The organism is Lacrimispora sphenoides (assembly GCF_900105215.1).
Classification (GTDB): Bacteria; Bacillota; Clostridia; order Lachnospirales; family Lachnospiraceae; genus Lacrimispora; species Lacrimispora sphenoides_A.
Genome location: NZ_FOIP01000001.1, coordinates 2,672,732 through 2,699,675, shown reverse-complemented (window position 1 = coordinate 2,699,675; position 26,944 = coordinate 2,672,732). Strand labels below are relative to the sequence as shown.

At 45.6% G+C, this 26,944-nt stretch carries 23 protein-coding genes; 1 reads left to right on the top strand and 22 read right to left on the bottom strand.

Annotated features, from left to right (window positions below; genetic code table 11):
• Nucleotides 1-8 precede the first annotated feature (8 nt).
• The 6 genes from BMW45_RS12250 to BMW45_RS12225 all read right to left on the bottom strand — a co-directional run bounded on the left by BMW45_RS12250 (nt 9) and on the right by BMW45_RS12225 (nt 6,780).
• Complete coding sequence (locus tag BMW45_RS12250) at nt 9-905, bottom strand: ABC transporter permease (RefSeq protein ID WP_092243921.1); 897 nt, start codon at nt 903-905, stop codon at nt 9-11.
• Nucleotides 906-1,859, bottom strand: a complete 954-nt coding sequence (locus BMW45_RS12245; protein ID WP_092243918.1) for an ABC transporter permease — start codon at nt 1,857-1,859, stop codon at nt 906-908.
• 89 nt (nt 1,860-1,948) lie between these two features.
• Nucleotides 1,949-3,574 carry an ABC transporter substrate-binding protein gene (locus BMW45_RS12240; RefSeq protein ID WP_092243915.1) on the bottom strand — a complete coding sequence of 542 codons (1,626 nt, stop codon included), beginning with the start codon at nt 3,572-3,574 and terminating at the stop codon, nt 1,949-1,951.
• A gap of 108 nt (nt 3,575-3,682) precedes the next feature.
• Nucleotides 3,683-4,852: a M20 metallopeptidase family protein gene (locus BMW45_RS12235; protein WP_092243912.1), complete on the bottom strand. Its 1,170-nt coding sequence runs from the start codon at nt 4,850-4,852 to the stop codon at nt 3,683-3,685.
• 160 nt (nt 4,853-5,012) lie between these two features.
• Nucleotides 5,013-5,684, bottom strand: coding sequence for an AroM family protein (locus tag BMW45_RS12230; protein WP_092246412.1), 672 nt, complete (start codon nt 5,682-5,684; stop codon nt 5,013-5,015).
• Between the two features lie 184 nt (nt 5,685-5,868).
• On the bottom strand, nt 5,869-6,780 hold the full coding sequence (locus BMW45_RS12225; RefSeq protein WP_092243909.1) for a helix-turn-helix domain-containing protein: 912 nt from the start codon (nt 6,778-6,780) through the stop codon (nt 5,869-5,871).
• Between the two features lie 244 nt (nt 6,781-7,024).
• Here BMW45_RS12225 and BMW45_RS12220 point away from each other — a divergent pair, with 244 nt between their 5' ends.
• The gene (locus tag BMW45_RS12220; protein ID WP_092243907.1) at nt 7,025-7,564 is read left to right on the top strand and encodes an ECF transporter S component; all 540 of its coding nucleotides are present in this window, start codon (nt 7,025-7,027) and stop codon (nt 7,562-7,564) included.
• A gap of 182 nt (nt 7,565-7,746) precedes the next feature.
• Here the strand turns inward: BMW45_RS12220 and BMW45_RS12215 are convergent, their stop codons facing one another.
• From BMW45_RS12215 to argB, 16 genes are all read right to left on the bottom strand, one after another.
• Nucleotides 7,747-8,451, bottom strand: a complete 705-nt coding sequence (locus tag BMW45_RS12215; protein WP_092243904.1) for a glucosamine-6-phosphate deaminase — start codon at nt 8,449-8,451, stop codon at nt 7,747-7,749.
• A gap of 21 nt (nt 8,452-8,472) precedes the next feature.
• Entirely contained in the window at nt 8,473-9,942 is a 1,470-nt protein-coding gene (locus tag BMW45_RS12210; RefSeq protein ID WP_092243901.1) for a glycoside hydrolase family 1 protein, read from the bottom strand.
• Between the two features lie 163 nt (nt 9,943-10,105).
• Nucleotides 10,106-11,971: a glucose PTS transporter subunit IIA gene (locus tag BMW45_RS12205; protein WP_092243898.1), complete on the bottom strand. Its 1,866-nt coding sequence runs from the start codon at nt 11,969-11,971 to the stop codon at nt 10,106-10,108.
• A gap of 253 nt (nt 11,972-12,224) precedes the next feature.
• The gene (locus BMW45_RS12200) at nt 12,225-13,061 is read right to left on the bottom strand and encodes a PRD domain-containing protein (RefSeq protein WP_166433340.1); all 837 of its coding nucleotides are present in this window, start codon (nt 13,059-13,061) and stop codon (nt 12,225-12,227) included.
• A 343-nt stretch (nt 13,062-13,404) separates the two neighbouring features.
• On the bottom strand, nt 13,405-14,292 hold the full coding sequence (locus BMW45_RS12195) for a ribokinase (protein ID WP_092243892.1): 888 nt from the start codon (nt 14,290-14,292) through the stop codon (nt 13,405-13,407).
• Nucleotides 14,289-15,320, bottom strand: coding sequence for a LacI family DNA-binding transcriptional regulator (locus tag BMW45_RS12190; RefSeq protein ID WP_092243889.1), 1,032 nt, complete (start codon nt 15,318-15,320; stop codon nt 14,289-14,291). Before BMW45_RS12190 ends, BMW45_RS12195 begins: the two co-directional genes overlap by 4 nt.
• Nucleotides 15,304-16,479: a M20 family metallopeptidase gene (locus BMW45_RS12185; RefSeq protein ID WP_092243886.1), complete on the bottom strand. Its 1,176-nt coding sequence runs from the start codon at nt 16,477-16,479 to the stop codon at nt 15,304-15,306. Before BMW45_RS12185 ends, BMW45_RS12190 begins: the two co-directional genes overlap by 17 nt.
• A gap of 10 nt (nt 16,480-16,489) precedes the next feature.
• Complete coding sequence (locus tag BMW45_RS12180; protein ID WP_092243883.1) at nt 16,490-17,236, bottom strand: glutamine amidotransferase; 747 nt, start codon at nt 17,234-17,236, stop codon at nt 16,490-16,492.
• A complete protein-coding gene (locus tag BMW45_RS12175; RefSeq protein WP_092243880.1) occupies nt 17,229-18,512 on the bottom strand; it encodes a M20 family metallopeptidase in 1,284 nt (427 codons plus the stop codon). The genes BMW45_RS12180 and BMW45_RS12175 overlap by 8 nt, the downstream gene beginning before the upstream one ends.
• Before the next feature lie 5 nt (nt 18,513-18,517).
• Nucleotides 18,518-19,456: a nucleoside hydrolase gene (locus tag BMW45_RS12170; protein ID WP_092243877.1), complete on the bottom strand. Its 939-nt coding sequence runs from the start codon at nt 19,454-19,456 to the stop codon at nt 18,518-18,520.
• A 15-nt stretch (nt 19,457-19,471) separates the two neighbouring features.
• The gene (locus tag BMW45_RS12165) at nt 19,472-20,404 is read right to left on the bottom strand and encodes an ABC transporter permease (protein WP_092243874.1); all 933 of its coding nucleotides are present in this window, start codon (nt 20,402-20,404) and stop codon (nt 19,472-19,474) included.
• Nucleotides 20,405-20,418: 14 nt separating this feature from the next.
• Complete coding sequence (locus tag BMW45_RS12160; RefSeq protein WP_025234657.1) at nt 20,419-21,450, bottom strand: ABC transporter permease; 1,032 nt, start codon at nt 21,448-21,450, stop codon at nt 20,419-20,421.
• A complete protein-coding gene (locus BMW45_RS12155) occupies nt 21,447-22,964 on the bottom strand; it encodes an ABC transporter ATP-binding protein (RefSeq protein WP_166433395.1) in 1,518 nt (505 codons plus the stop codon). The genes BMW45_RS12160 and BMW45_RS12155 overlap by 4 nt, the downstream gene beginning before the upstream one ends.
• A gap of 139 nt (nt 22,965-23,103) precedes the next feature.
• Complete coding sequence (locus tag BMW45_RS12150; protein WP_092243869.1) at nt 23,104-24,231, bottom strand: BMP family lipoprotein; 1,128 nt, start codon at nt 24,229-24,231, stop codon at nt 23,104-23,106.
• 626 nt (nt 24,232-24,857) lie between these two features.
• On the bottom strand, nt 24,858-26,057 hold the full coding sequence (locus BMW45_RS12140) for an aspartate aminotransferase family protein (RefSeq protein ID WP_092243865.1): 1,200 nt from the start codon (nt 26,055-26,057) through the stop codon (nt 24,858-24,860).
• On the bottom strand, nt 26,032-26,943 hold the full coding sequence (gene argB, locus BMW45_RS12135) for an acetylglutamate kinase (protein ID WP_029702057.1): 912 nt from the start codon (nt 26,941-26,943) through the stop codon (nt 26,032-26,034). Before argB ends, BMW45_RS12140 begins: the two co-directional genes overlap by 26 nt.
• Between the last annotated feature and the right edge of the window lies 1 nt (nt 26,944).

Here is a 26,944-nt window from a genome sequence, read left to right as displayed (position 1 = left end):
TTCATTACCTACTTTTTCATTTTTGGATCCAGCACATCCCGGATACCGTCTCCCAGCAGATTAAAGCCGACCACAGTGATCAATATGAAGGTACCTGATACGGCTGCAATATGAGGGGCCGTATTTAAGCAGTTTCTTCCGGAACGGAGAATACTTCCCCATGAGGCGGTAGGCAGTTCAATGCCAAGCCCCAGAAAGCTTAATGCCGCTTCCGAAATAATGGCACTGGCTATATTAAGAGTCCCATACACGATTACCTCTGAAACAGTATTTGGCAGGATATGGTGTGCCAGCATACGGAAATGAGATATTCCGATCACCCTTCCGGCATTGCAGTATTCTTCCTTTTTTACGATCAGCACCTGTCCCCTTACGACTCTTGCAAACCGTGGAATCTCCGCTATGCCTATGGCAAGGATCACATTGATAATACCCGACCCCAGGACGGTCATAAGAACAATGGAAAGCAGAATAAAGGGAAAGGCAAGGACTCCATCCATGATTCTCATCAGGACGGCATCCACAATTCCTCCCATATAGCCTGCAATAAGGCCCAGAATCACTCCGGTTACTCCGCCGACAGCGGTAGCACCGACAGCAACCAGCAAGGATACTCTGGCGCCGTAACAGACCCTGGTAAATAAATCCCTCCCGAACTCATCGGTACCCAGCAGATGGCCCTTTTCAAAAAATTTCAGATAAGCATCGATAGGATGAATTTCATTTGGTTTCCCGTTTGTAATTACCGGAGCCAGAATGGCAAGAGCGACCATAACGCTGACAGCAAACAATCCAAGAAGCGCTGTTTTATTTCTCTTTAGTTTGCTCCAGGCACTGTTGGATTTTCTTTCTTTTTTTAATATCTCTTCGTGGGACTGCTGATCCAATCCAAGTGATTTCGCCATTTAATTTCCTCCTTCATAATTGACATTTGGATTGATGATCATGTAAATCACATCCACAAACATATTGATCATTACAAAGGCCAGGGCTATGACTAAAACTGCCCCCTGGATCAAAACATAGTCCCTGTTGTCAATGGCTCCGACGATCAGCGTTCCCATGCCCGGCCAGGAAAATATGGTTTCCGTAAGGATTGCACCGGCAAAACAGCCGGCAAGCTGTAATCCCAGAACCGTTATTAAGGGAGGAAGTGCACTTTTTAAGGCATACTTCCAGATCACCACAGACTCTTTGATTCCTCTGGCCCGAAGTGCACGGATGGAATCCCCATGAATGGATTCCAGAATGCTGGAACGGGTGATTCTGGAAAAGGTGGCCGTCGGGATGGTGGCAAGGCAAAAGCAGGGAAGTACCATGTGGCGGATCACATCACCCAGCCCCTTGGAAATATCTCCCATGCCAAGAACCGGCAGCCAGCCCAAATTTACACTGAACATTAAAACCAGCATAAGCCCCAGCCAGAAAATCGGCATGGAGACTCCTACCAGAGCCAGTATCATGAATACGTAATCAAAGAGCGTGCCTTGATGTACGGCAGAGGTAACCCCTACTAACATTCCTGCGAACAGCGCGATCAAAACCGCCGGCAGAGCGATCAGCAGCGTACTTGGAATACGCCTTGCAATTAATGAAAACACTGGCTGATTGTAGGAATAAGATGTCCCAAAATCCCCTTTTACGATGTTTATCATATAATCCTTATATTGAGCTGCCAAAGGCTGGTTAAGTCCCATGGTTTCCCGCATTTTCTCCACATCTTCTACGGATGCCTGAGGTCCCAGTACCGCTCTGGCCGGATCGCCCGGTATCATTCTGGTCAGTACAAAAGTCAGCGTGACAACCACAAAAAGAGACGGAATAATCTGCAGGCATCTGATTAGAATTGTCTTTAACATATATCTCCTCCTGTGTCTTTTAAATCAGGGATATTGCTGAGCAATATCCCTATCCGCCAAATGATGAATGGCATGACTAAACGGTAACCTTATCTGGATAACCATACATTTATATCCGGAGTACAGATCTTAACCTTGCCGTCGGCGCGCAGTTCCAGCCCCTGAACCTTTGGACTTACGCCCCAGTTTACATTCTCATTTGCATAGAAGATGCCCGGATTTTGCTTAACGATTACCGCAAGGGCCTTCTTATAAGCTTCCGCCCTCTTTTCCTGGTCTGTGGACAGCAGCGCATCATCCAGATATTGGTCCACTTCCTTGTTGCTGAAGCCCTGTCCGTTTCCAAGGGAGCCGATGGAGCTTGTATGGAATATTTTATTTAAAAAGAAATAGGGATCAGGATACCAGGTCCATGACATTGCAAATACATCTGCTTTCCCCGACGATGCGATTTCGCTGAAGGTACCCCATTCGCTGGTATTAATGTTCACATTGATATTTAAGTTTTCTTTTAAGTACGCCTGGAATAAGGTTGCCATCTTAATCCTTGCTTCTGTGTTGGAAATATAAATATTCATATCAAACCCATCAGGATATCCGGCTTCTGCAAGAAGCTTTTTTGCCCCTTCCGGATCATAAGCGGGAACTTCTGATTCCAGACTGGAATCGTATCCCCAGGAGCCCGGAGGCAGAGGCAGACTGGCCGGCTGTGCTTCCTGGTACTGGTACACACCTGCCGTAAGGTCTTTGATATTAACCGCCTTGATGATCGCTTCTCTGACCTTGATATCTGCAGTTGGTCCATTTACCTGATTAAAATAAATGTAAGCAACGTGAAGGCCCGGCATCTCCATGAGTTCTACGTTCGGATCCTCTCTCGCTATTTTTACAGCTTCGCCGCTAAGGCTGGTGGCCAAATTCACCTCACCGGTGCGAAGGGCATTTACCGCCTGGTTTCCGTCACTGACCGGTTTAAATGTAACTCCATCCAGATAAGGGGTTGCTGCCCAGTATTTATCATTGCGCACAAGGACAGCCTGCTGATCCAGCTCAAAGGACTGAAGAGCAAAGGGGCCTGTACCTACAAGGTGGGAACCAAAATCCTCTCCCCAGCCTTCTGCCTCTTCCTTTGGAATAATCACATTGCCTGCATCAGTCAGTGCAGTCAGGAATACGGCATTTGGCTCAGGCAAATAGCAGACCACCTCCGTATCGCTGACAACCTCACAGTGATCCAGCATGTCCAGCCTTTGCAATGCAGAAAGCTCATGGGAGCGCTCCAGGGAGTATTTCACATCCTCTGCTGTCAATTTTCTTCCTTCCTGATACTTACCAGGCTGGAAGTATACATCGTCACGCAGCGTGAAAGTATAAGCAAGCCCGTCATCGCTTACGGTCCAGGATTTTGCCAGGGCTGGCTGGATTTCCGTAAGATCCGTATTATATTCCACAAGAGTATCACAGACTGTGCCGATGATCTGAGATTCATAGGTTCCCGTATACTTGACAGGATCCAGGTTTTTGGGTGAGGAAGAAAGGGAAATAGTCATAACACCGCCGGAGACCGGCTCCCCCGCAGGAACTTTCGTTTCTTCCATCGTTCCCTGAGCTGACGCTGTTGTTTCAGCCGTTGTGGCCGAAGAACCGGAACCGCATGCGCTTAATCCGGCTGAGACAGCTACCGTTAAAATTGCCGCTAAAAATCTTTTTTTCATAATGATTCCTCTTTTCCTTGTATATTAATAAAACGACAGTCAAAGTAAGCATAGTCGCCTTTAACTATCGTTATATCCGAAACATATGATATTTTCTTTTCCTGGTTATCAGGAGTGATCTCTCAGCCAGCAGATGGCTGTATTGGCATAGATGGCAGCCATTTTGTGAAGGCTTTCCTCGTTAAATGTGACTCTTGGATCGTGAACGCCGTAAGGGTATCCTTCCTCTTCTGAACCGGTTCCCACCCAATAAAGAACTGAGGGAACCATCTGAGATATTATGGAGAAATCCTCTGAACCGGTCATTCTGGGCAGTTCCTTACAGGTTCCTTCTCCCAAAAGGATGTCGATATATCCGTTGGAAGCCTCCAGAAGATCCCCGTTATTTTCCATGGGCGGAACGCCTTCATGAAGAAATTTTACTTCTGCTTCTCCCCGGAATGTGCTGGCAGTCTGTTCTGCAATCTGGACCAGACGTTCTCTGGCAAAGCTTCTCACCTTTCCATTCATGGTGCGTATGGTTCCTTTTAATACCACCGTCTCCGGAAATACGTTGGTGGCTGTTCCCCCGTTTATCTGGCAGATACTGCATACCAGCATCTCATCAGGATTTACCTCGCGGCTGTTAAGGGCCTGCAGTGCCAAATGAATGTGGACAGCTATATGTATCGGATCAACGCAGAGATGAGGTGCGGCTCCATGTCCGCCCTTTCCCTTTACCGTAATTGTAAAGATATCGCTGGAAGCGCAAGCTGTGCCCCGGGAATATCCAACGCTTCCGGACTTCTCGTGGAGCACGTGGAGAGCCATTGCTCCATCCACGGAAGGGCATTCAAGAACGCCTGCATTTACCATGTCCAAAGCGCCTCCTACCCCCTCTTCACAGGGCTGGAACATGAGTTTCACCGTTCCTTTCAATTCCCCTTCTCTCTCTTTCAATATCCGTGCAGCCAGAAGCAATGCACTGGTGTGCATATCATGGCCGCAGGCATGCATGAAGCCATTCTCCGATGCAAAAGGAAGTCCTGTTTCCTCTTTCATGGGCAGGGCATCCATATCAGCTCTTAGTAAAAAAGTCTTTCCAGGCTTTCCGGCCAGCGCCGTGATCCCTGCAGTTCCGCAGGCAGCGGGCTCAAAACCAATGGACTTAAGCTCTTCCCTGACAAGCTTTACGGTCTCCGGAAGGTCAAAGCCGATTTCCGGTTTTTTATGTATCCTGCGCCTGATATCAATTCCATAATCCTCAAGTTCTTTTGCTCTGGATAACAGGTCACTCATCCAATCAATCCTCTCTGCTCCTGTTGGAGAATATTTGATAAGTATTTTAACAGGGAGGATTTTTTTTGTAAATAACAGTTTGCACGGTTTTTCGTGCACAATTTAAACATCATGCACAGTGATGGGGTTAAATTTAAATATATACTGTTTTTTCTTTTTTTTAGACATCTGTCAATTCAGAAACAAGGCGGGCCAATAAGGTCCTGGGAAGAATTACCGGCTTTCCGGTCTCTTCCGCGAACAGCCGTTTCATATCCCGGCTGAAGCCAATGCAGTCCAGAATCACCAGATCCGCTTTTGTATCCCTCACAAGCCTGGCTGTTTCTTCCAGCTCCTTCCATTCTCCATAAGGGGAGCCGGAGACAACTTTAACCTTCCTTACGATCCTGGACCATTTTTTCTCGCTTTGAGCTATTTGCAAAGGAGATGGCGTCACTACAAGAATCGAGGAGGCGGCTGTCAGAAGAGGAACGGTTCTGTCTAAAATTTCACAAGGATAAATCAGGGGAACCTTTGCTTTTAAGGTGTCCGGAAATTTTCCTGTACAAAACATCATAATAAAGTACGCCCCCTGCTCTTCCAATTCCTCAATTGCATGTTGAATCCTTGGGATGATATGACGTTCTCCAAACGTAACAGAGGTTCCGTCATTTAATCTGGAGACCAGCACATAATCACCCTCCTTGGGGCTAAATTTCTCTATCTGCTCTCTTGTCAGACCATCCAGTCCTCCCCTTTCAAGGACTTCAGCCTTGCCGTTAAAAATATCCATGATATCTTCGGTAACATCAGTTCTCGGACTCTGCCCTACCGTTATGGCACCAATCTTCATTTTAATCGCTCCTTCCTTATAATAAATACCGCCTGTTATACCGCCCATTAGTGCCTTAGAAAGATAAAATATTTTTTTTGATTTTAACAGGGACATCTCCCGCTGTCAACCTTACATAAAAAAAACGCAGCCATTCCGCTTCTCGTACGGGTATGGCTGCGTGCAGCAGTTGATATAATTGCATTTAAAGGAATTTCATGGAAAGTTCGTCTAATTCTGACCGAAGCCTGATATCTTCGTATTTTGCAGCTATGGGAGAAAATATTTTCATCGTATCTTCCGCCCGCCATTTCCAGGTAGATGGATCCACAAATTCTATGGTGCGCATATTGTGGAGCCGGTCGGCCAGAGCAATCAATGCCCCTCTCTCATCCGGACATTCATGCCTGCCTTCAAATTCCCGGTACGCCAGAAGGACATCCAAAATCCTTTCTCCGGCTTTCTCTTCCTTTAGTCCTTCTTCCCAGATTCCTGATTCTGCATCGTGCAGAAGTCCGGCACATACAGTATCCTCATCGGCTCCCATATCTGCAAGAATCAAAGCAACATTTAAGGGATGAGTGATATAGTCTTCCCCCGAATACCGTTTCTGTCCCTTGTGGCAGAATGATGCAAGCTCATAAATTCTGTTTAAATTTTCCTGATCATGTTCTGTTCCATTTTCTATAAGTGTCCGGCAAAGAATTTCCCACAACTCCTCCGGTTTTTTATAAGGCTCCATTGACTTTATATATAATTCCAAGTGATCCCGTTCTCCTTCCATAGAAGCATCACGAATATAGAGCGCTCTTAAGAGAACAGGGGCATACCCAAACTGACCGCAAAAAGCTTTGGTAAAACCGCTGTGAGTCTCCCAGCCATACTCCAAGGCTGCATCTATGATCCTCTTTCCCCTGCGGATTTCTCCGGACGCCGCAAAAAGACGCCGTTGTTTTACGAACTCCATGGGCGAAACTCCCATTTCCGCCTTAAAACGTCTGGAAAAATACCAGGGAGAATATCCTGCCCATGCGGAAATGCGTTCCACTGACAGTTCTTCCTTTAAATGTTCGTCTATATAAACTGCGCATGCTAGTACCCAGTTCTCCTTTTCCATCCTGACCGCTTCCTTTATTTTATTTTCCACGTGGTAATTTGATTATAATTGAAAAAGAAATATCCCGCTATTCCAAAAATGTCCTATTTCCCTTCGGGTTTGCATCTTCTTCATGTAGAGGTTAAAACTGCCCAAACAAAACTGGTATGTATAATTTTATCTAAATTGGATATTTATAAAATGCCAGTTTTTCTATATGATAAGTTCAATATGAATTAAAATGACCTGCAAGAGAGGAGAAGACATGAATAATAACAGAACAAAAAAGATCGTTTTCAGCGCTTTGATGGCAGCTCTTACCACTGCAGCCACTATGGTAATACATATACCATCTGCATTCAGCGGCTATATTCATCTGGGGGACGGGATGGTATTGCTAAGCGGCATGCTCTTAGGACCTATGGCAGGTGCCGCCGCAGGAGGGATAGGCTCTATGATGGCGGATTTGCTGTCCGGTTACGCTTTTTATGCACCCGCTACCCTGATCATTAAGGCATTGGCGGCATTTTTAAGTGGATATTTGTATAAACATCTGCCTTCCCGTGGACCAGCGAGGGGCTTTCGGGTACTGCCTTTTTTAGCCGCCGGAGTGGTTTGCAGCGCAGTGGTCACAGGCGGATATTTTATTTTTGAACTTGCAGTATACAGCTGGCCAGCTGCCATTTCTAATGTTCCGTTTAATATGGTACAGAATTTATTCAGTTTGATTGCAGCCGGAGTTTTGCTTCCTATTCTTTTGCGTGTTCGTGAGATCCGGGAACTGAATCGAGAGACAGCCTTATAACAGAAAAGGAAGCCCTGGGTTCCGTTCTCCTGGTGCTTCCTCTTTTTGCATTTAAATCCATACCTTTCGATCCCTTGTTTTCATCACTTCCATGACTTCCAGAGTTATGTCGTCTATCTTAGATTTGAATAAAATGTTTAAAAGCTATATTTGTGAAGTATTCATTCTGCTTTTCCCCTGCTTTAATAATCCAGCAAAGATGCGGCCTCCTCGTCCATGATGACCGTATAATTAGGATGCAGCTGGAATACACTGGCAGGAACCTCCGGCGTAACCGGGCCGAACAAGGCCTTTTTTGCGATTTCTGCTTTGTGGCTGCCATTAATGATCATGATGAGATGACGGGCATTCATTACAGTTTTCGGCCCGAATGTCACATAATGATCCGGACTAGTCTCTCTTTCAAAATATGAAATAGGATATTCCTCTTTCGTTACCATACGGGTCTCCATGCCGAAATGTTCTACCGTACCTGCAAGATTACCGCAGAAATGTCCATCCGTACCGAGCCCCATGATGAGCATATCTAATCCGCCATCTTCTTTAAGTTTCTTATCGTAATCTTTCCAGTCCTTTGTATCCAGAACGTGAATCAGTTCCCCGGGCACCTCGGCCGGATCAAAAAACATACGGTTTAAATCATTCATGGTTACACCGGTTTCCTCCCGTTCCCTGGGTATCTCATCAAAGTTATAAAAATGGACATGTTTAAAACAGGTATTTCCTTTATACTCCTCTGTAAGCAGCTGATACATCCGTTCCGGGGTTTTTCCTGCCGTTATGGAAAGGTTGACCCTTCGGTTATCCCCTGTGTACATATGAGTCAATACATGAGTAAGAGCCATCTGGCTCATGGTTACATAGTCCTTTGTGATAATTAATTGCATATTAAAATACTCCCCTCTTTTTTATAATTTCTCTCCGTTAGTCTCGATTACCTTCTTATACCAGTAAAACGATTTCTTTGGTTTTCTTTCAAGAGTCCCTTCATTGTTATCATCCAAATCAATATAAATGAATCCATAACGCTTTGCCATTTCAGAAGTGCCAGAAGAAATACAATCCATGGAAGACCAGGATGTATATCCAATCACATTGGCCCCATCACGAATGGATTCCTTGATCTGCTCAATATGGCGGCGAAGGTAATCAATACGGTAATCATCCTGGATGCTGCCGTCTGCTTCTACAATATCCTGAGCGCCAAGGCCGTTTTCGACCACCATCATTTCTACTCCCGGATACCGGTCTGCAAAGCAGCTAAGCTGATAGCGCAGTCCCATGGGATCAATCTGCCAGCCCCATTCAGATGCTTCCAGGTAGGGATTTTTAAGCTGCTGGCTTAAATTCCCGTCTGTTGTTTCCCAGCCCTCCTGCTCTACGCTGGATATGCTGGTGGAATAATAGCTGAAAGTCAGGTAATCGACCGTATATGTTTTTATCAGTTCAAAATCCTTATCCTCCGTCTCAAGTTGGATCTGATGGTCATCAAAGTAACGGAGCGCATATCCAGGATACTCTCCCCTCATATAAATATCCGTATAAAAATAGCAGTCCAGATGCATGTCATGCTGCATCTTCATCACATCCTCCGGCTTGCATGTACCTGGATAACGGGTAAATGGAACCACCATGCAGCCCATCCTGGCATTAGTCCTTGTCTCTCTCAAATATTTGACAGCTTTAGCAGAAGCGACAAACTGGTTATGAGCGGCCTGGTAGGTAGCCTGCTCAAACTTATCTCCCCAATCCTCCCGGACGATGCCGGTTGAATAAAAAGTATTAAAGCGGGTACCGTTCATTTCATTAAAATTGATCCAATAAGTGACATAGCTCCCATATTCGTCAAAGCAAACTTTGCAGTAACGAACAAACATATCAATCAGCTTACGATCAGCCCAGCCACCATATTGGGTGACCAGATGAAGAGGCATCTCAAAGTGGGAAAGAGTCACAATGGGTTCTATTTTATATTTCTTCAGTTCTTTAAACACCTCATGGTAGAATCCCACTCCCTCAGGATTAGGCTCTAACTCATCACCATTTGGAAAAAGCCGGCTCCAGGCAATCGACATTCGAAAGGCTGTGAATCCCATTTGGGCACACAAGGCAATATCCTCCTTGAAACGGTGATAATAATCCACACCATGTCTCTTAGGATACCGTTCCTCCCCAACGTAGCCTTCTGCTGCATTTATCTGTTCTTTTGTAACGTTTTTATAATCTTTTCGTGGAACTTCCTTTCCCTGCTTCATTGCCACATCTGCTACGCTCAGGCCCTTCCCTCCTTCGCTACAGCCACCCTCTATCTGGCATGCTGCGGACGCACTTCCCCATAGAAATCCTATTGGAAAGCCGTTAGGTGCATGTTTTAACATATCCATTCTCCTTTCCTTATTATTGTCCATGCTTTTTGGACATAAAGGTATACCCGTAGGGTGTTTCCTTATTACTGTCCGTGCTTTTTGGACATAGAGGTATACCCGTAGGGTGTTCCTTATTATTGTCCATGCTTTTTGGACATAGAGGTATACCAGTTTTCTATCTGACAGTTAATATTTTCTCGCCTGCAAAAATAGGCCCATCTTCAAATTCAGGCTGGATATTCCCATACGCCAGGGTATTAGAAATCACTACAATAACCGTGGTATCATAACCAGCTGCTGCAATCTGTTCCCGGTCAAACTCAATAAGAGCATCCCCTTTTTTCACCTTATCCCCTGCCTTACATCTGGCAGTAAAGAATTCCCCTTCCAGTTTGACCGTATCAAGTCCGATATGAATAAGTACCTCCGTACCATCCTCCGTAATCAGACCAAGTGCATGGTTGGTATGGAAAACTGTATTGACCGTACCATCCCCAGGAGCGACAACCAAGTTTTCACTCGGAACGATTCCAATACCTTCACCTAATAATTTGCTGGAGAATGTTTCGTCATTAATAACCTCCAGTTTACAGATCTGCCCACTGACAGGGCTGAACACCAGATGCCCTGGTTCTGCTTTCCCCTTAGCCGCTTCGACTTCAGATATTCCATTGGTTAAGACCACGTTATCATTCAGCTTAAACACAGTTTTTCCAAGAAACCACGTAATTCCGAATGTAGACACAAACATTACAATCAGGCCGAAAACTATGGATAGGGGCTTATCCCCCATGAATATCGGGGTTGTCAATAGACTGGGCAGCCCTGATGAAAAGGCCTTCGCCCCCATCATGGTACTTACCATACCCCCAAGGCCGCCGCCTAAGATACAGCCCACCAGAGCTGCCCGATATTTAAAGATAATTCCATACAGAGCAGGCTCGGTAATACCTAAATAGCCTGAAATGGTGGAAGAAGTTGCAATCTGCTTACTCTTCCGGTCTTTAACAAGTACTGCAACTGCAAATGCAGCGGTTGCCTGGGACATGGTGGATATAAAAGTAGCCGGGGAAATTATGGTATATCCAAGGGTTTCTAACTGCATATACTGAAGGGGGCGGACGGCATGATGCAAACCTACCAATACCAGCAGCGGGCGGGTCGAGCCGATCACAAAACCTGCGATTCCAAGATTCAAGTTTATCAGCCACTCAAGACCATTTGATACATAAGTTGTCAGGTAAGTAGCCAGAGGCGCGATTAATATTAAGTTTATTGGAATAACAATCAAAAAAGTCAGCAGAGGAACAAATATAACGGTAATCATTGAAGGCAGATGGTCATCCAGCCAGCCATATACCTTGCTCATGAACCATACCGCCAGGATAATAGGTATAACACTGCTTCCATAATTAATCATAGGAATAGGTATTGCCCCAAAAAGCCTTACCGGATCTTCCCCAACCTTTGCTATGATATTGGGATCCAACATGGCAGCTGCTATCCCCATAGCCATGTAAATGTTGGTATTGAATCGCTTGGCAGCCGAAACCGCAAGCAGAAATGGGAAAAAATAAAGGGAGGAATTACCAATTACCGTAAGCAGGAAAATAAGTGAGCTGTCACCCGGCAAAATGTGCAGGGTAGTAAACATATACCGGATACCCAATATCAAACCGCCGCCGATAATAGCGGAAAGCGGTGCAACCAATATGGCAGTCAGTGTTGCAAGCATACGGTTAAAAATACTTCCTTTCTTCTCTCCGGAGTTATCCGGGACATTTTCTCCTCCGGCAATCCCCGGATACTGCTTAATGATTTCCTTATATACCTTGGATACGTCATTTCCTACGATAACCTGGTACTGGCCTCCCTGCTTCTGGACACCAAGTATGGAAAGTTTCTTTAATTCCTCTTCGCTGACTTTATTGTCATCCAATAAGAAAAACCGAAGCCGTGTCATGCAATGGGACAAAGACTTGATATTTCCTATCCCGCCTACATGCTCTATAATTTTTCTTGCTAATTCTTCTCGTTCCATTTTACTCCTCCTTTTACATCATAAAATTGCAATTTTCCATCAGCCTGGCTGGTGCGCGCTTTCACAGCCAAATAGCAGATTTTCAGTTCCATCAAAACCTCATCGGAGCACGATGCCTTATGCAGCCGCACTTCCTCTGCGCAGAGCAGGGGATAATGGCAGAACATAATATAAACAAAAGACCCAGACCTGCCTGACAGTAATCCACTGTCAGGCAGGTTTGGGTCTTGCCAGCCGAACTGTAACGAATCCCTTATTTATTTACCTTTTTTACTAAATTAATAATATGTAGCATTAAGAACATTTTCTCTGTTTCGGAAGTTTCCCATCTCTGACGCTCATAAATATACTGGGCAATCTTGTTCGCACATTCGTAAGCCTGGGAATCTGCTTTGCGGACTGAGTCAATAATCTCCCTTTCTGTAGAGGCGACCTCCTCACCTTTTAACCGTCTCATCAGATAATACCTTACATGAGTTATAAAACGGTTAAAGAACACGCTGTCCTCATCAAACTCGCACTGATAAAAATACTTGACCAGCTTTAAAATAGAATTTGTCATTTCCGTGATCCCAAAAATCTCCTCACCCGTTACACTATCTATCTGTGCATTAACAATGTGAAGGGCAAAAAATGCGGCTTCGCTGTCAGGAAGCTGCGTCCCTAAATCAGCCTTTATAATTTCTAATGCCTTAATGCCCATCTGGTATTCTCTGGAGTAGAACTTCTTTATCTCCCATTCCAGCGGATTTACTATATCCATCTGAATTTCGCGACGCTTAAGGGCAAAGGATAAATGGTCAAGTAAAGAAAAGAACATATTGTCATTTAATTCTTTAAATGTCTCCTTGGCCATATTTACAATTTTAAAAACTGCCCTTAACTCATTTGGTCCACACCCCGTCATAAGGGCTGCCATTTGAGTGAACGTCATGTTGTTTGTAGGATAAAAGGTTTTCTCAATCCTGCTTTTATCTATTTTATTACCAGGGTAAGCCTGAAAACCAATGCCTTTCCCCACCAGAACCATCTGCTGTCCATCCTCTGAAGCCAAAAGTACATTATTATTGATACGCTTTTCTACATACAATAAGTTCACCTTCTCAAATAAAAAAGGCCAAGATCATGTAAAACCGCAGCTAAACATTATTATCTGCAACCTTACATCATCCTGGCCAGGCCTGCCGAACAGTAACACTTCCAGTAAATCGTATTTCTTTCACTTATTATACTAAATTAAATAGATTTCGTCAATATTTTTAATACAGATTTCTAATTTTATTTTACACGGTACGTTTTTTTTGTGCATTTAGCACAGTTCCATGTCGTTTTTCTTATCATTGGTACACAAGTAATCTCTGTATCGTTCAGCGAACTAAAAAAGAAGCCCTGGGATCTGATCTCCCGGGTGCCTCCTCTTTTTGCATTTAGCTTTAATATCCATTTAAAACTTCATCCCTCGTGGGTATCGAAGGTGCAGCACCTGCTCTGGATACTGCAATGGAAGCTGCCTTTGCCGCATGATCCAAAGCCTGTCCGGGAGTTTCTCCCAGAGCAAGTCCGCCTATAAAATAGCCGGTAAAGGTATCCCCGGCCCCTGTTGTATCAACCACCTGTACCTCATAGATTTCCTGCTCAAACACCTGATCGCCGTCTTTGTATAAAGAACCATCTTGTCCCAGTGTCAAAAGAATCTTTGCGCCCGGGAATTTTTCAGCCAACTGACCCAGGAGTTCTCTGCCGCTACCGGATTTTTGACAGATATCCCCGGCTTCAATCTCATTCAATATAAAAAACTCCACATAATGAAGAGGGTAACTCCATATTTTGCGGTTCATGGGGGAAGGATTCAAAACGATTCTCATTCCTTTCCCGTATGCCTGCTCCATAATATATCCAACTTCGTTGATTTCGTTTTGAAGAATGAGAAAATCCCCTTCCCCAAACTCATTTAATACTTGGTCCACCTGATCCTTTGTTATTTCCTGATTCGCTCCGCCATATAAAAGGATGCCATTTTGCCCTTCCTGATTCTTTTGTATTATGGCATGGCCTGTCTTATTTTTTACCCGCTTAATATTACTTGTATCTATGCCGAACTGCTCCAGCTGCTGGGTCAATATTTCACCGTCCAGTTCCCCAACCGCTCCTGCATGCCAGACTTTAACGCCGCTTTTGCTCAGTGCCAGAGACTGATTGAGGCCTTTTCCTCCGCAAAATATCTCCAAAGAATCTGAGGATATGGTTTCTCCCTCTCTGACAAAATGATCCATCTGGTAAACATAATCAATATTCAAAGAACCAAAATTTAATATTTTCATATATTGTACTCCTGTCTAATTCCCATGGTACTGCTTCTTATAATCAATTTCGGTTCAAATACCGCAGTCTTATTATCTACTTTTTTCTTTTTTATCAGGGAAATCAGCCGTTTGACTGACTCAACTCCCATCTCATATACAGGCTGTCTGACCGTTGTAAGAGGAACCGCCATCATTTCCGCATACAAAACATCATCATATCCTACCACCGATATATCTACAGGTACTTTCTTATGATATTGGGACAGCTGCCTGCACACTCCAAAAGCTGATAGGTCGTTGCAGGCAAATACTGCCGTATATCCATACTGCATCAGCGCCGTTACAGCACGTTCCCCGCATTCCATGGTATAATCACCTTCATAAACCAGCCTTTCATCAAAAGGAATATGAAATTCCTGCAGCGCGCGGGCATATCCTTTCAATCTTCTTTCTGAATCCGCCAAATTTGCAGGACCTGTTACACAGGCGATCTTCTTATGGCCAAGCTCTGCCAGATGTTTCGCTGCCAGATACCCTCCCATTTCATGATCCAGGATAACTTCTGCGCAGTCCACATCCGTAAGAAAGCGGTCCAGAAGCACAAACGGCAGCTGCAGCTGTTCCAATAAGCGAACCGATTCTTTACCGGCTGTCTCATCACTTTCTCTGGACATGACATAGATGATTCCGTCTACACCCTGGTCAGCCAGAAAACGGATATATTCCATGTCCCTCTTATGGAGATCGTTGGTATTGCACAAGACCAGTGTTCTGCCATACTCCCTGCAGCACTCCTCAATCCCCTTTACCATATTGGCGTAAAAGATATTTCCGATATCAGGAATAATTAGACCTATGGTTTTACTTCTCTTTTTAACCAGACTGACTGCCAGCTGATTCGGCCGATAGTTAAGCTTTTGTGCCGATTCCATAATCCGTTTTTTTGTATCCTCCGGTATCTTATGGGCCTTCCCATTTAATACCAGAGATACCGTCGTCACAGATAGTCCTGTGTCATTCGCAATGTCCTTAATTGTTGCTCTCATCCTCACTCCTCGCTGCTGCCATATTTGTCAATGCCCGTACTGCCTTAAGGTAATCCGCGATGCATACACATTCATTGGGCTTGTGCGCCATATCTGCCGAGCCTGGTCCAAATAAGACGGTCGTCAGCCCTTCTTTTCCTTCCGCCAGTATGGAGGCATCCGTAAAGTAGGAAATTCCTGAATAGGCTTCCTTAATTCCGGCAGCCTCCATACTCTTTACCAGCTGGGAAACTCCCCAGGAAGCCTTGTCCGCTTCAATGCTTATTCTGTGATTTTTTATTGTAGTAGTCAGACTGGGGATACCTCCTGAATTCCGGCTGATGTCCTGAAATATCGTCTCCAGCCGGCAGAGAATCTTTTCAAAAGTAAGTCCCGGCACGGTCCGGATATCTAATAAAACAGTACACACATCCGGTGTCATGTTTGGTTGTATCCCTCCCTGGATTTCTGTAATCTGGGCAGTAGCGCTTCCAAGTACCGGATGGCCATGTCCACGGATCCAGTCTGCCAGACCCTCGGCCGCTTCATATGCACAGGTAACTGCATTGCAGCCTTCTTCCGGATATGCCCCGTGGCTGGTCTTACCTCTTACTTCCAATTCTAGCCAGATACAGCCTTTTTGTCCGATTCCCACGGTACAGCCCGTAGGTTCTCCGATCAGTAAAGTCGATGCTTCCATCATATGTCCGCCGGAAATAATGGCCTTTGCTCCGGTCCCTCCCCGCTCTTCGTCACATGTCCCCAGAAACTGGATGGAGGTTTTCGGCTTCTTCCCAGCCTCCCCCAGCATACCGAGAACATATACCAGGGCAGCCAGTCCGCTCTTCATGTCACTGGCTCCCCGCCCAAAGAGGAAACCGTTATGTATCACCGGAGTCCATGGCTGCCGGTCCCAGCTCTCAAGCTGACCGTAGTCCACCGTGTCCAAATGTCCATTCCAGATCATTCCCTTATCCGCATCATCTCCCGGAAGCAGGGCAATTACGTTTCCCCTTCCTTCTCCAATATCCTGAACAAAGGCCTTCACTCCACGGTTATTTAAGTATTGGCAGATATATTCTGCTGCCGGTTTCTCTCCGTCTTTTCCGTTGACTGTTCTGATTCCCATCAAATCCTTTAAAAGCTGTACCGCTTCCTCTTCCCAGCCTACCTTCTTCATTCCAATCCCTCTATTTCTCCGTCAGCCAGTCAAAGATCCCCTTCCAAAGCTGATCGTAATATTCCCACTCACAAAATTCCGGCGGAGCCCAGTGAGGGGCGCAATCCGTGGTAAATGCTGCACTTCTTCCTTTTCCATAGGTTCCCAGTGCCAGGAACGGATCATTTTCTATGGTAACGGGTATAATTGCTTCCGGCTTTGCCACTGTTTTATTGTATCCCAAAACCTCCGGCCAGTCCGACGGAAGTCCGGATATGGCTTCATGGGCTTCTCCTACAACAGGCTTTGCACCGTCACAGTGCTCCATTCTGTCATCCACAGTCAAAACCTCCACAGGAAGAACTTCCTGGACAGCGGTATCATGCCACTTTCCCTTTGCATCTACGCCTGAAAATGTCATATATCCCCCGATCATTAAAAGTGCCCCTCCATCCAGAACATAATCCCGGATCAGCTTACAACGGTCCGGCATCTTACGGCTGTGTGTAAAGGTTGCCACAGGAAGAAGCAGGGTATTTGCTCCGATATCGGACAGAATGACCCCGTCATACTGCTTTAATTCTTCCATGGTGAATGGAAATTCGTCCGATGCCAGGTGATTTGGAAGGAACGTTACCTCGTAACCAGCTTTCTCCAGTGCCTTTTTCAGCCACTTTTCTCCCGTCTCATAGGAAGAGGTATAAAAAGAATCAAACCCCTTTACATGTGTAGTATAACTCATCCAGGATTCTCCTGCCAATAATATTTTCTTATTCATCTGTCCTGTCTTCCTTTCCCCATTCTAAAATCAATTGTGCATAAATATGAATTGCCTTAAGATATTCTTCTATCTGAATATACTCATTTACGGAATGGCATTGTTCCAGATTTCCGGGTCCAAACTGTATGGTTGGACAACCGGCTATATTCCTCCACAACCTGGAGTCACAGCCAGCCGGAGAGCCCTTTATAACCACTGGTTTTCCCTCCGCTTTTTCAAATGCTCTTTCAAAGCTGTCTACAAACGGCCCCTTTTCCATCTCAAAAGGACCTCCTGCCTGATATATACTGATTTCCGGCATATGCTCCCGCAGCCATAAATCACTTTCTGCCAGGCGCCTGATCTCGTCTGTGACCTCAGCTACTACCTGCTCATGGCTCATCAGGCCAGGAAGGTAGTGGATACACATCTCAAATTCACAATTCCCGGCAACCGTGGATCCCGCACTTCCTCCATGAATAGTTCCTACGTTTAAATTAGGGGCAGGAAGAAGGGGGTGCTTAAGGCCAAGCAGCCAGCCATGCTCCAGTTCATTCAGTCTTTCTATGATCTTTATTGCCTTTTCAATGGCGCTCACACCCAGCCATTTTGCGCCGGAATGATTGGATTTCCCGGTGACCTGAACTTTCATAAATACAAATCCCATATGAGCCAGAATCAGTTCTCCGGATGTTGGCTCGCAGACCACCACTCCATCTGCCCGTTTTCCTCTCATAACCGCCTGAATAGAGCCGTTGCCGCCTCCCTCTTCATCACACACCGAGCAGATGTGGACGTTAAGAGGAAGAGGAATACCGGCATCCTTTAAAAGCTTTACTGCCATGACGGAAGCCATAAGGCCACCTTTCATATCCGCAGCCCCCAGGCCGAACAGCTTGCCATCTGCGATTTCCGGAGCATGAGGAGGCACATTCCACTGGGACTCATCCCCCGGAGGCATGGTATCCATGTGACCGTTAAACATCAGGCTCTTGCTTCCCTGCCCTTTAAAAACGGCATAGACGTTATAGCGGTCCTTATAGTCATGACCAGGATTGCCTTCCCCATATGTTTCTATGGAGGCTGCGATCGTCTCTTCGGTCATGGGATCTCTCTCTATCTGATCCGCTCCCATCTCTTCCAATAGCCGGATTAAATATTCCTGCCCCTCTTTTTCTCTTCCTCCGGCAATCCCATGTCCAATATCCTGGGTATCTATGGCAATCAGTTCTGATAAATATTTAACATATTCTTCTCTGTTGCTTTCCAGTACTTCTTTCAATTGTTCCATCATCCACCTCACGAACCATAAGCCCGGATTCCCGTCTCGATCAGATCCCAGAAACGTTCTACATCAATATCCACGGCCACATCCACATTGGCTTCTCTATGACTGTAGCCAAAGAAGTCACAATTGGTCCTTCCGTAGCTTTGTACGCTTCTGATATCCACTTCCGTAAACATAGGTTTTGTCACCAGAAGCTCTGGATCAATGATGGAAGCAATGGTTACCGGGTCATGGAGAGGCCCGCCATCCCAGCCGAACACTTCCTTCTGGCTCTTGTTGAAATGTCCCATCAGCTCTGTAAACAGGTGGGCTGCCGGAGTGCCGATCTCTTCCATCCGTTTTACCACCTGGGGATAACAAAGCACTTTCCTGGTCACATCAAGCCCTACCATAGTAATGGGGCGGCCGCTGGAAAATACCACATGGGCCGCATCTGCATCAGCGATAATATTAAATTCAGCCGCCGGAGTTACATTCCCCAGCTGATAGCAGCCTCCCATGAGAACAATTCTTTTTATCTTTGGTATAATGCGGGGCTCCATTCTCATGGCCATGGCAATATTGGTCAGGGGACCTGTTGGCACCAGAATAATGTCACCTTCCGATTCCATCAGAGTTTTGACGAGAAACATTACCCCATGCTCCGCCTCTTCCTTTTTCTGTAATGGTTCAAAAACCGGACCGTCAAGTCCGCTTTCTCCATGGATATCTCCTGCAAGAAGCTGCTTATCCCGGATCATGGGCTGTCCGCAGCCGGCATAGACGGGGATATTAAGTCCCAGGTACTGACAGATATTCAGGGCATTTCTTGTGGTTTTTTCAAGGGACTGGTTTCCTGCCACCACTGTAATACCCAGCACCTCTATCCCACTGTTTTTTCCTGCCAGTAATATGTTCACCGCATCATCGTGTCCTGGATCGCAGTCCAGGATAACTTTCTGTTTTTCCATTGATTATTCTCCTTTTTAAGCTTTTGCTAACGCACTCTTTTTCTTCTTTTCCCTTGCCAGTTTAGATGCCATGGATACTGCCAGGGTAGCTATGGTCACCACATAAGGCATCAAAAGTACCAGCTGGGACGGCACGCCGTAAGCCTGAAGCCTGGCACCTATGGAATCTGTCAACCCGAACACCAGACATCCAGCTGCTGTCAGGATTGGGTGGGCACCTCCGAAATACATAGCCGCCACTCCCATAAATCCCCTGGCATTTGTCATATTCTCCGTAAACATTTTGCTGTATCCCAGGGATAAATGGGCTCCTGCCAGGCCTCCGATCAGGCCCGATATGGCTATGGCCCTGTATTTCATGGAATTTACATTAATTCCTGCCGTCTGTGCTGCCATTGGAAACTGGCCGACTGCCCTTAAGCGAAGGCCCCAGACCGTTTTATAAAATACAAACCAGACCAGTATAATCAGTACAATAACAAACCACTCGGTGATGCACCAGTTATCAAAAATCTCTTTCAAAAATGGGACTTTAGCCAGAAATGGAAGACTGACTCTTGGAATCGCAATGATCCCCGGTTCTGAAAACGTACCGCTTTTTCCCAAGACGCTGTTTAAAAGAAACTTGGTGATCGCCAGTGCAAATAAATTGATGCCCATACCGATGGCACAGATCTCCGCTTTATAACGGATATGGCCTACTGCCATGATCATGGCCATAATAAGCCCTGCAATCATGGCAACTACGACTCCCAAAAGCCAGCTTCCGGTTAAATAGCTGACTGCTACTGCCGCAAATGCACCGGTCAGCATGATTCCTTCCGTTCCGATATTTAAAATATCTGCCTGCTGAGTAATGGCTGCACACAATGCCGCATAAATAATAGGCGTGGCAGAACGAAAGGTTGCATATATCAAAGATACGCTGAAAATTTTTCCTAAATCCATAGTCCTGCCTCCTCCTATTTGCTCTTTTCCTTTTTAGTTTTCTTATTCTTAAACTGAAACAGAAGCTCCATGGTTGCTACAATAATGAATACTGCTGTTATGGTGTCAACAATCGATTTTGGTACACCGGTACTCTGCTGCATCCCCATGGCTCCTGATTTTAACACCGCCAGGAAGAAGGACATAAAGGGTGCAAAAGCCAGATTGTTTTTAACGATCAAAGAGGCCAGCATGCCATTGGAACCAAGCCCCGCCGCAAAATTATTCAGGAAATAACCGTGAACCCCCAAAACTTCAATGCAGCCAGCCATACCGCCCAATGCCCCGCTTAGCATCATGGATTGTATAAATATCTTCTTAGGACTGATGCCCACATACTCCGCATGAGATGGGTTGGTTCCCACTGTTTTTACCTTATATCCAAAAGTAGTCTTGTTTAAGACCCAGATCATAAGAACCACTGTGATAAGGGCTATGAAAAGTCCTGCATTGACACTGCTTGGCTTCATAAACTGAGGCAGGTTCACCGTCACCGGCAGAGACTGGGCATTGGCCACGCCTGCACTCATGGGGCCGCTGACCAGATAAGAGGTTATGTACAGGGCTACGCTGTTCATGAGAATGGTCACACAAACCTCACTCACACGGTAATAAGCCTTTAGTACCGCTGGAATAAGTGCCCACAATGCCGCCACTGCCATGGCTCCCAGAAAGCAGACGATTAAGAGGACAGGAGCCGGAAGAAATGTCCAGTTGATTCCGATATATGCGGCAGTAATACCTCCAAGAAACACCTCACCTTCCACTCCTACGTTGAATGCTCCCGCTTTTGCCGCGACCGCAAACGCACAAGAGGTGAGGAGAAGGGGCGTAAAGCTGGCCAGGGTGGTTCCTATCTTGAGCTTCCCGTTAAATGCACCACGCAGCAGTGCCCCATAGGCTTCCAGGGGATTTTCCCCGATAAACAGGATAAATAAGGCACCGATTGCCAATGCAAGCAGCATGGTAAGTAAAATTTTCTGTATGCTCTTTACCGCTACATTCATGTTGTACTTCCCCTTTCTTCAGCCGATGCAGTTCCGCCCATCATCAGTAATCCCAGATTATCCTCGTTGGCTTCCTCTGCCTTCAGCCTTCCTGTTATCCTGCCTTCGTGCATGACAACGATCCGGTCTGAAAGGGACAAGATTTCCTCCAAGTCAGCAGAAACCAGCAAAACTCCCATTCCTTTGGCTTTGACCTCCTGCAGAATTTTCCGGATGGATTCAATAGCTCCGATATCAACCCCTCTGGTAGGCTGGGATGCAACCAGAAGTTTCCCCCCAATAGAAACTTCCCTTGCAACTACGACCTTTTGTGCATTTCCGCCTGACAGAGACTGGGTAGATATTTCAGGATCTCTGGGACGGATGTCAAAAACTTCAGACAACTTTTTAGCATATTCCAGGGTTTCCTTATCATTTCGTACGACGCCCCGGCAAAATGGAGTTTCCCCTACCTGTACGGCTATGAGGTTTTCCTTGATGCTCATGGACCGGTTTAAGCCCCTTGTATTGCGGTCTTCCGGAATATGGGACAATCCGGCTTTCCTGATCTGCTTTGGACTAAGGCCCGCTATCTCTTTTCCGTCTAAAAGCACGCATCCTTTCTCAACCTGCCGGAGTCCTGCGATTGCCTCAATCAGCTCACTCTGTCCGTTTCCATCGATTCCCGCTATACCAACGATCTCTCCCTCCCGGACATCCAGTGATACTCCCCTGATCTTTGAGATCTCCTTTTCTCCGGAAACCCATACATCCTTTACTTCCAGAACCTTTTCCCCCGGCTTTGTCTGGGTTTTTTCAATATTTAAAAATACTTCCCTTCCGATCATCATTTTTGCAAGCTCTGCCGGGGAAGTCTCTTCCTTATTTACACTTCCAATATAATTACCCTGACGCATTACGCTTATGCGGTCAGAAATCTCCATGACCTCATTCAATTTATGAGAGATAAACACCAGGGATTTTCCATCTTTTCTTAAATTCTGAAGAATTACAAAAAGCTGTCTCGTTTCCTGGGGCGTCAGGACTGCCGTAGGCTCATCCAGAATGATCACATTGGCTCCCCTTGTTAAAGTTTTGATGATCTCCACCCTTTGTGCTTCACCTACTGATATCTGATTAATCTTCTTCCCGAGCTGGATATCCATTCCATACTGACTGATATACTGTTCCACCGTCTTTCTGGCTTTATCAAAATCAATGGTGATACCATGCCGGGGTTCAAATCCCAGAATAATGTTTTCTAATACTGTCAGCTCATTGACCAGCATAAATTCCTGATGCACCATTCCGATGCCTTTTTCAATGGCAATTTTAGGAGAGATGGATGGAATATGATCTCCATGGATCCGGATGCTTCCGTCATCAATGGGATACATACCGTAAAGCAGCTTCATCATGGTGGACTTTCCGGCTCCATTTTCTCCGATCAGAGAATGGATCTCACCCTTTTTTAAGGTAAACTGCCCGTTCCTTACTGCATGAACATTTCCGAATGATTTTACAATATCCTTCATTTCAATTACATATTCGCTCAAACTTTCACCCTCTTCTTTATGTTAGTAGCCGTCTCCCGCACCTTATGATTGTAAAATGGTTTGGAAACCCGAGGGGAATCAGGAAATCCAAACCATTCTGCATTCATTTCAGTTCCTGCTATTTATTTGCACCGAAGCCGGTATAATTCTCTACGACAATTTCTCCGGAAACGATCTTCTCTTCCAGTTCTTTTACTTTTTCTACGATGTCTTCAGGGAATTTATCTCCTAGGTGCTCTTTCATCACACTGAAATCGGTCAGGCCGACGCCTTCTTCCTTTATGGTCAGATAAGAAGTGGAATTTCCCTTAAATGTGTCTTCAACCACTGACTGGATTGCCAGATAGCAGGCTGTATCCACACGCTTTACCATAGAAGTCAGTACGCTTCCCGGCTGGTCATTATCCTGGTTTAAATCCACACCTATGGCATATTTTCCTGCTTCCTTTGCTCCTTCCAGAATTCCAGGGCCTGTGCCGGATGCTACGTTCATTACGATATCCGCTCCCTGATCAAACTGCGCCAGAGTCAGCTCCTTGCCCTTTAACGGATCGTTCCATGTTCCTGCAAAAGACTGAAGAACCTTAATATCCGGGTCTATGTATTTTGCTCCCTGCTCATATCCAGTAAAGAAATCATGAAGAACCGGAATATCCATTCCTCCTACCCAGCCAATGATCTTGTCCGGGTTTACCCCTTCAATATCTGTTTTCTGGGTAAACATGGCTGCAGCCGCACCTGCCAGGAAAGAACCCTGATTCTGTGCGAAGCTTATGGATACGATATTATCGCCTTCCACCGTGGTATCAATAATTGCAAACTTTACATTCGGATAGCTGGCACAATGCTCTTTCATATACTCTTCAAAGTTAGAGGAAGAACAGATAACGAGATCATAACCGTCCTCGCAAGCAGATAAAAAGTTTGCCTCCCATTCTTCTGCAGATGTGCCCTCCAGATTTTTAATTTCCACTCCATAATCTGCGGCAGCCTCTTTTGCCCCCTCATTGCAGGAATCGTTATATGACTTGTCCCCTAAATTACCGGAATACACGATACATACCCTTTTTCCGGCTCCTGCCATTTCCTTTCCTTCCCCATTCTCTGATGCTGCCTTTGCAGTTGTCCCTGCGGTTGCCTCCACCGTCTTACCGGCCTCCTTCGCTGCTCCTGCCCCGCCGGAACAGCCGGCCAGCGATACCACCAGTGCTGCCGTCATCAGAATGCTCAAAACTCTTTTTTTCATTGAAATACCTCCTTTAAAAATATAGTGTAAAAGGATATCATTTTACTTTTTTCTTTAGGTAAAACGTTTTTCCTTTTTGCCAAAAAATAAAACAGCTTTATTATCTGTATTTCTTAAGCCAATGCTACCATCCTTAGAATAAGATGTCAAGTACTTTTGCACAAAAAAGCATTTTATTAAACTGCTTTCTTATACCTATTTGTCAGCTTCATTCATAATGCTTATTAGAAAATACGCATATCTGCTATATAATTAACTTTACATCATTCATTACTTGTTATAATTAATAAATAAAAGGTGGAAAGCCAGGTAAAACTATTGTGTCCGGATATTACTGATGCGGAAGGGAAAGCCGATGAATTTATGAGACAAGGGCCAAAGACCGTGATCATCACCCTTGTGCATTCCGGTTGCTATCTAAAGAATTCCTCCTTCCAGGGATACTTACTTGCCTCCCCTTACTATGGATACTACCGGAGCCGCAGATGCTTTCATTGTGGCACTCATTGACCAGAACTCTTTGGAAACTAATGTTAACAGGATTGAGCCGGAATTATTTAAGATGTGAGAGCAGATTAAAAAAGCCGGAGCCTTCAGAATTCCTTCCGAAAGCTCCGGTAAAAATGTTAAATCTGACTCTTCAGTACCGCCTCCAGTTTCTCCACCATTTCATCCATATGCTCTTTTTCGATCACCAGCGGAGGAACAAAGCGAATAACATTCGCCCCGGCACTGATGAGCACCAGATTTTTTTCTAACAGTGCCTGGCTCACAATGGGAGCAACCGGCACAGAAAACTCCAGGCCCTGGATCAGGCCGATACCTCTTTGTGAACTTACGATATCATACCGGTCCGCCAGGGATTTAAGCTTCTTTGTAAGATACTCTCCCATTTCCTTTACATGGTCCACGATCTTTCTCTTTTCAAACAGTTCCAGCACCTTGAACGCCGCAGCTGTCACAAAGGGGTTTCCGCCGTAGGTAGTTCCATGGTCGCCGGGGGACATGGCTGTCGCGGCTTTTCCTGCTGCCAGGAATGCTCCCACTGGCACGCCGTTTCCCAAAGCCTTTGCCACGGTCATCACATCCGGCTTTACACCGTACTTCTGCCAGGCGAACATGGTACCGGTCCGCCCCATTCCACACTGGATCTCATCAAGAATCAGCAGCATGTCATGCTCATCACAAAGTGCTCTTACACCCTTTAAAAATTCCTCGCTGGCCGGATAGATTCCCCCTTCTCCCTGAACGGTTTCCATAATTATGGCGCAGGTCTTATCGTTCAGCAGGTCTTTTACACTGTACAGATCATTAAAATCCGCAAATTTTATCCCCGGAAGCAAAGGCTTAAAAGGTTCCTGGTAATGATCATTACCTGTTACGGAAAGAGCTCCAAAGCTCCTGCCGTGAAAGGAATGTTTCATGGCAATGATTTCGTGGTCATGGCCTCCGTCCTTATTGTAAGCGTATCTTCTGGCTATCTTTAATGCGCCTTCCACCGCTTCCGTTCCGCTGTTGGTAAAAAAAACCTTATCCATGCCAGAGGCCTTTAAAATCAGTTCTCCCGCTTCCACGGCCGGGACATTATAAAATAAATTAGAGGTATGAAGTAACTTATCCAACTGCTCCTTTAAGACTTCATTAAATTCCGGGTCATTATAGCCCAAACCCATGACAGCGATCCCGGCTCCAAAATCCAGATATTCCTCTCCATCCGTATCATAGAGACGGACACCATCCCCATGGTCAAAAACAATAGGAAAACGGTTGTAGGTCTTATAAATCTCCGATTCTGCTTTCTCAATGTACTCCTGCTTGCTTCGCATGATAAAAACGCTCCTCTCCTGCACTCATTATGGCCGTTCCGATCCCCCTGTTCGTAAATATTTCCAAAAGCAGGCAATGGGGAATCCGTCCATCCATGATATGTACCCTGGATACTCCCTGCTTCATGGCATCGATGCAGTTTTGAAGCTTAGGGAGCATACCTCCCCCAAGCATCCCGCTTTCCACAAATTCCTGCGCTTCAGCCATGGACATTTCCGAAATAAGGGATTCCTTATTCTGAAAATCCTTATAAACGCCCTCAACATCTGTCAAAAAAGCCAGCTTCTCCGCTTCCATAGCCGTGGCAATGGCACAGGCTGCATCATCAGCATTGATATTATAGGTTTCAAAATTCTCGTCAAAGCCCACAGGGCATATGATGGGAAGAAAATCCTTTTCCAGTAAATCATATATGATTTGAGGATCCACCTCTGTAATATCTCCCACAAAACCAATGTCCTCTCCGTTTGAATAGCGTTTCTGGCATTTTAACATCATACCGTCTTTTCCGCTGATTCCCACGGCTTTTACCCCCAGCTCATTAACCATCTGCACCAGGCTTTTATTGACCCGGTTAAGTACCATCTCTGCAATCTCCATAGTAGGTTCATCGGTTACCCGGAGGCCATTGACAAAATGAGGCTCCATGCCTGACTTTTCTACCCACCTGCTGATTTCCTTTCCCCCGCCGTGAACAATAATAGGCTTGAAGCCCACCAGTTTTAAAAGCACTACATCCTGGATGACCTGCTTTTTCAATTCCTCATCCACCATGGCGCTGCCGCCGTATTTCACTACAATGATTTTGCGGTTGAAACGCTGTATATACGGGAGGGCTTCTATCAGTACCTCTGCTTTTTCCATAATGCTATGATCCAGTTGCATA

What these genes read in the sequence shown, in the direction of transcription:
- BMW45_RS12235 (WP_092243912.1), bottom strand. Translation starts at nt 4,852, where the DNA reads ATGAGTGACCTGTTATCCAGAGCAAAAGAACTTGAGGATTATGGAATT.
- BMW45_RS12215 (WP_092243904.1), bottom strand. Translation starts at nt 8,451, where the DNA reads ATGCAATTAATTATCACAAAGGACTATGTAACCATGAGCCAGATGGCT.
- BMW45_RS12185 (WP_092243886.1), bottom strand. Translation starts at nt 16,479, where the DNA reads ATGAAGAAGGTAGGCTGGGAAGAGGAAGCGGTACAGCTTTTAAAGGAT.
- BMW45_RS12190 (WP_092243889.1), bottom strand. Translation starts at nt 15,320, where the DNA reads ATGAGAGCAACAATTAAGGACATTGCGAATGACACAGGACTATCTGTG.
- BMW45_RS12140 (WP_092243865.1), bottom strand. Translation starts at nt 26,057, where the DNA reads ATGCGAAGCAAGCAGGAGTACATTGAGAAAGCAGAATCGGAGATTTAT.
- BMW45_RS12155 (WP_166433395.1), bottom strand. Translation starts at nt 22,964, where the DNA reads ATGAAGGATATTGTAAAATCATTCGGAAATGTTCATGCAGTAAGGAAC.
- BMW45_RS12175 (WP_092243880.1), bottom strand. Translation starts at nt 18,512, where the DNA reads ATGATGGAACAATTGAAAGAAGTACTGGAAAGCAACAGAGAAGAATAT.
- BMW45_RS12170 (WP_092243877.1), bottom strand. Translation starts at nt 19,456, where the DNA reads ATGGAAAAACAGAAAGTTATCCTGGACTGCGATCCAGGACACGATGAT.
- BMW45_RS12220 (WP_092243907.1), top strand. Translation starts at nt 7,025, where the DNA reads ATGAATAATAACAGAACAAAAAAGATCGTTTTCAGCGCTTTGATGGCA.
- BMW45_RS12210 (WP_092243901.1), bottom strand. Translation starts at nt 9,942, where the DNA reads ATGTTAAAACATGCACCTAACGGCTTTCCAATAGGATTTCTATGGGGA.
- argB (WP_029702057.1), bottom strand. Translation starts at nt 26,943, where the DNA reads ATGCAACTGGATCATAGCATTATGGAAAAAGCAGAGGTACTGATAGAA.
- BMW45_RS12230 (WP_092246412.1), bottom strand. Translation starts at nt 5,684, where the DNA reads ATGAAGATTGGTGCCATAACGGTAGGGCAGAGTCCGAGAACTGATGTT.
- BMW45_RS12160 (WP_025234657.1), bottom strand. Translation starts at nt 21,450, where the DNA reads ATGAATGTAGCGGTAAAGAGCATACAGAAAATTTTACTTACCATGCTG.
- BMW45_RS12195 (WP_092243892.1), bottom strand. Translation starts at nt 14,292, where the DNA reads ATGAAAATATTAAATTTTGGTTCTTTGAATATTGATTATGTTTACCAG.
- BMW45_RS12250 (WP_092243921.1), bottom strand. Translation starts at nt 905, where the DNA reads ATGGCGAAATCACTTGGATTGGATCAGCAGTCCCACGAAGAGATATTA.
- BMW45_RS12225 (WP_092243909.1), bottom strand. Translation starts at nt 6,780, where the DNA reads ATGGAAAAGGAGAACTGGGTACTAGCATGCGCAGTTTATATAGACGAA.
- BMW45_RS12205 (WP_092243898.1), bottom strand. Translation starts at nt 11,971, where the DNA reads ATGGAACGAGAAGAATTAGCAAGAAAAATTATAGAGCATGTAGGCGGG.
- BMW45_RS12180 (WP_092243883.1), bottom strand. Translation starts at nt 17,236, where the DNA reads ATGAATAAGAAAATATTATTGGCAGGAGAATCCTGGATGAGTTATACT.
- BMW45_RS12165 (WP_092243874.1), bottom strand. Translation starts at nt 20,404, where the DNA reads ATGGATTTAGGAAAAATTTTCAGCGTATCTTTGATATATGCAACCTTT.
- BMW45_RS12150 (WP_092243869.1), bottom strand. Translation starts at nt 24,231, where the DNA reads ATGAAAAAAAGAGTTTTGAGCATTCTGATGACGGCAGCACTGGTGGTA.
- BMW45_RS12240 (WP_092243915.1), bottom strand. Translation starts at nt 3,574, where the DNA reads ATGAAAAAAAGATTTTTAGCGGCAATTTTAACGGTAGCTGTCTCAGCC.
- BMW45_RS12245 (WP_092243918.1), bottom strand. Translation starts at nt 1,859, where the DNA reads ATGTTAAAGACAATTCTAATCAGATGCCTGCAGATTATTCCGTCTCTT.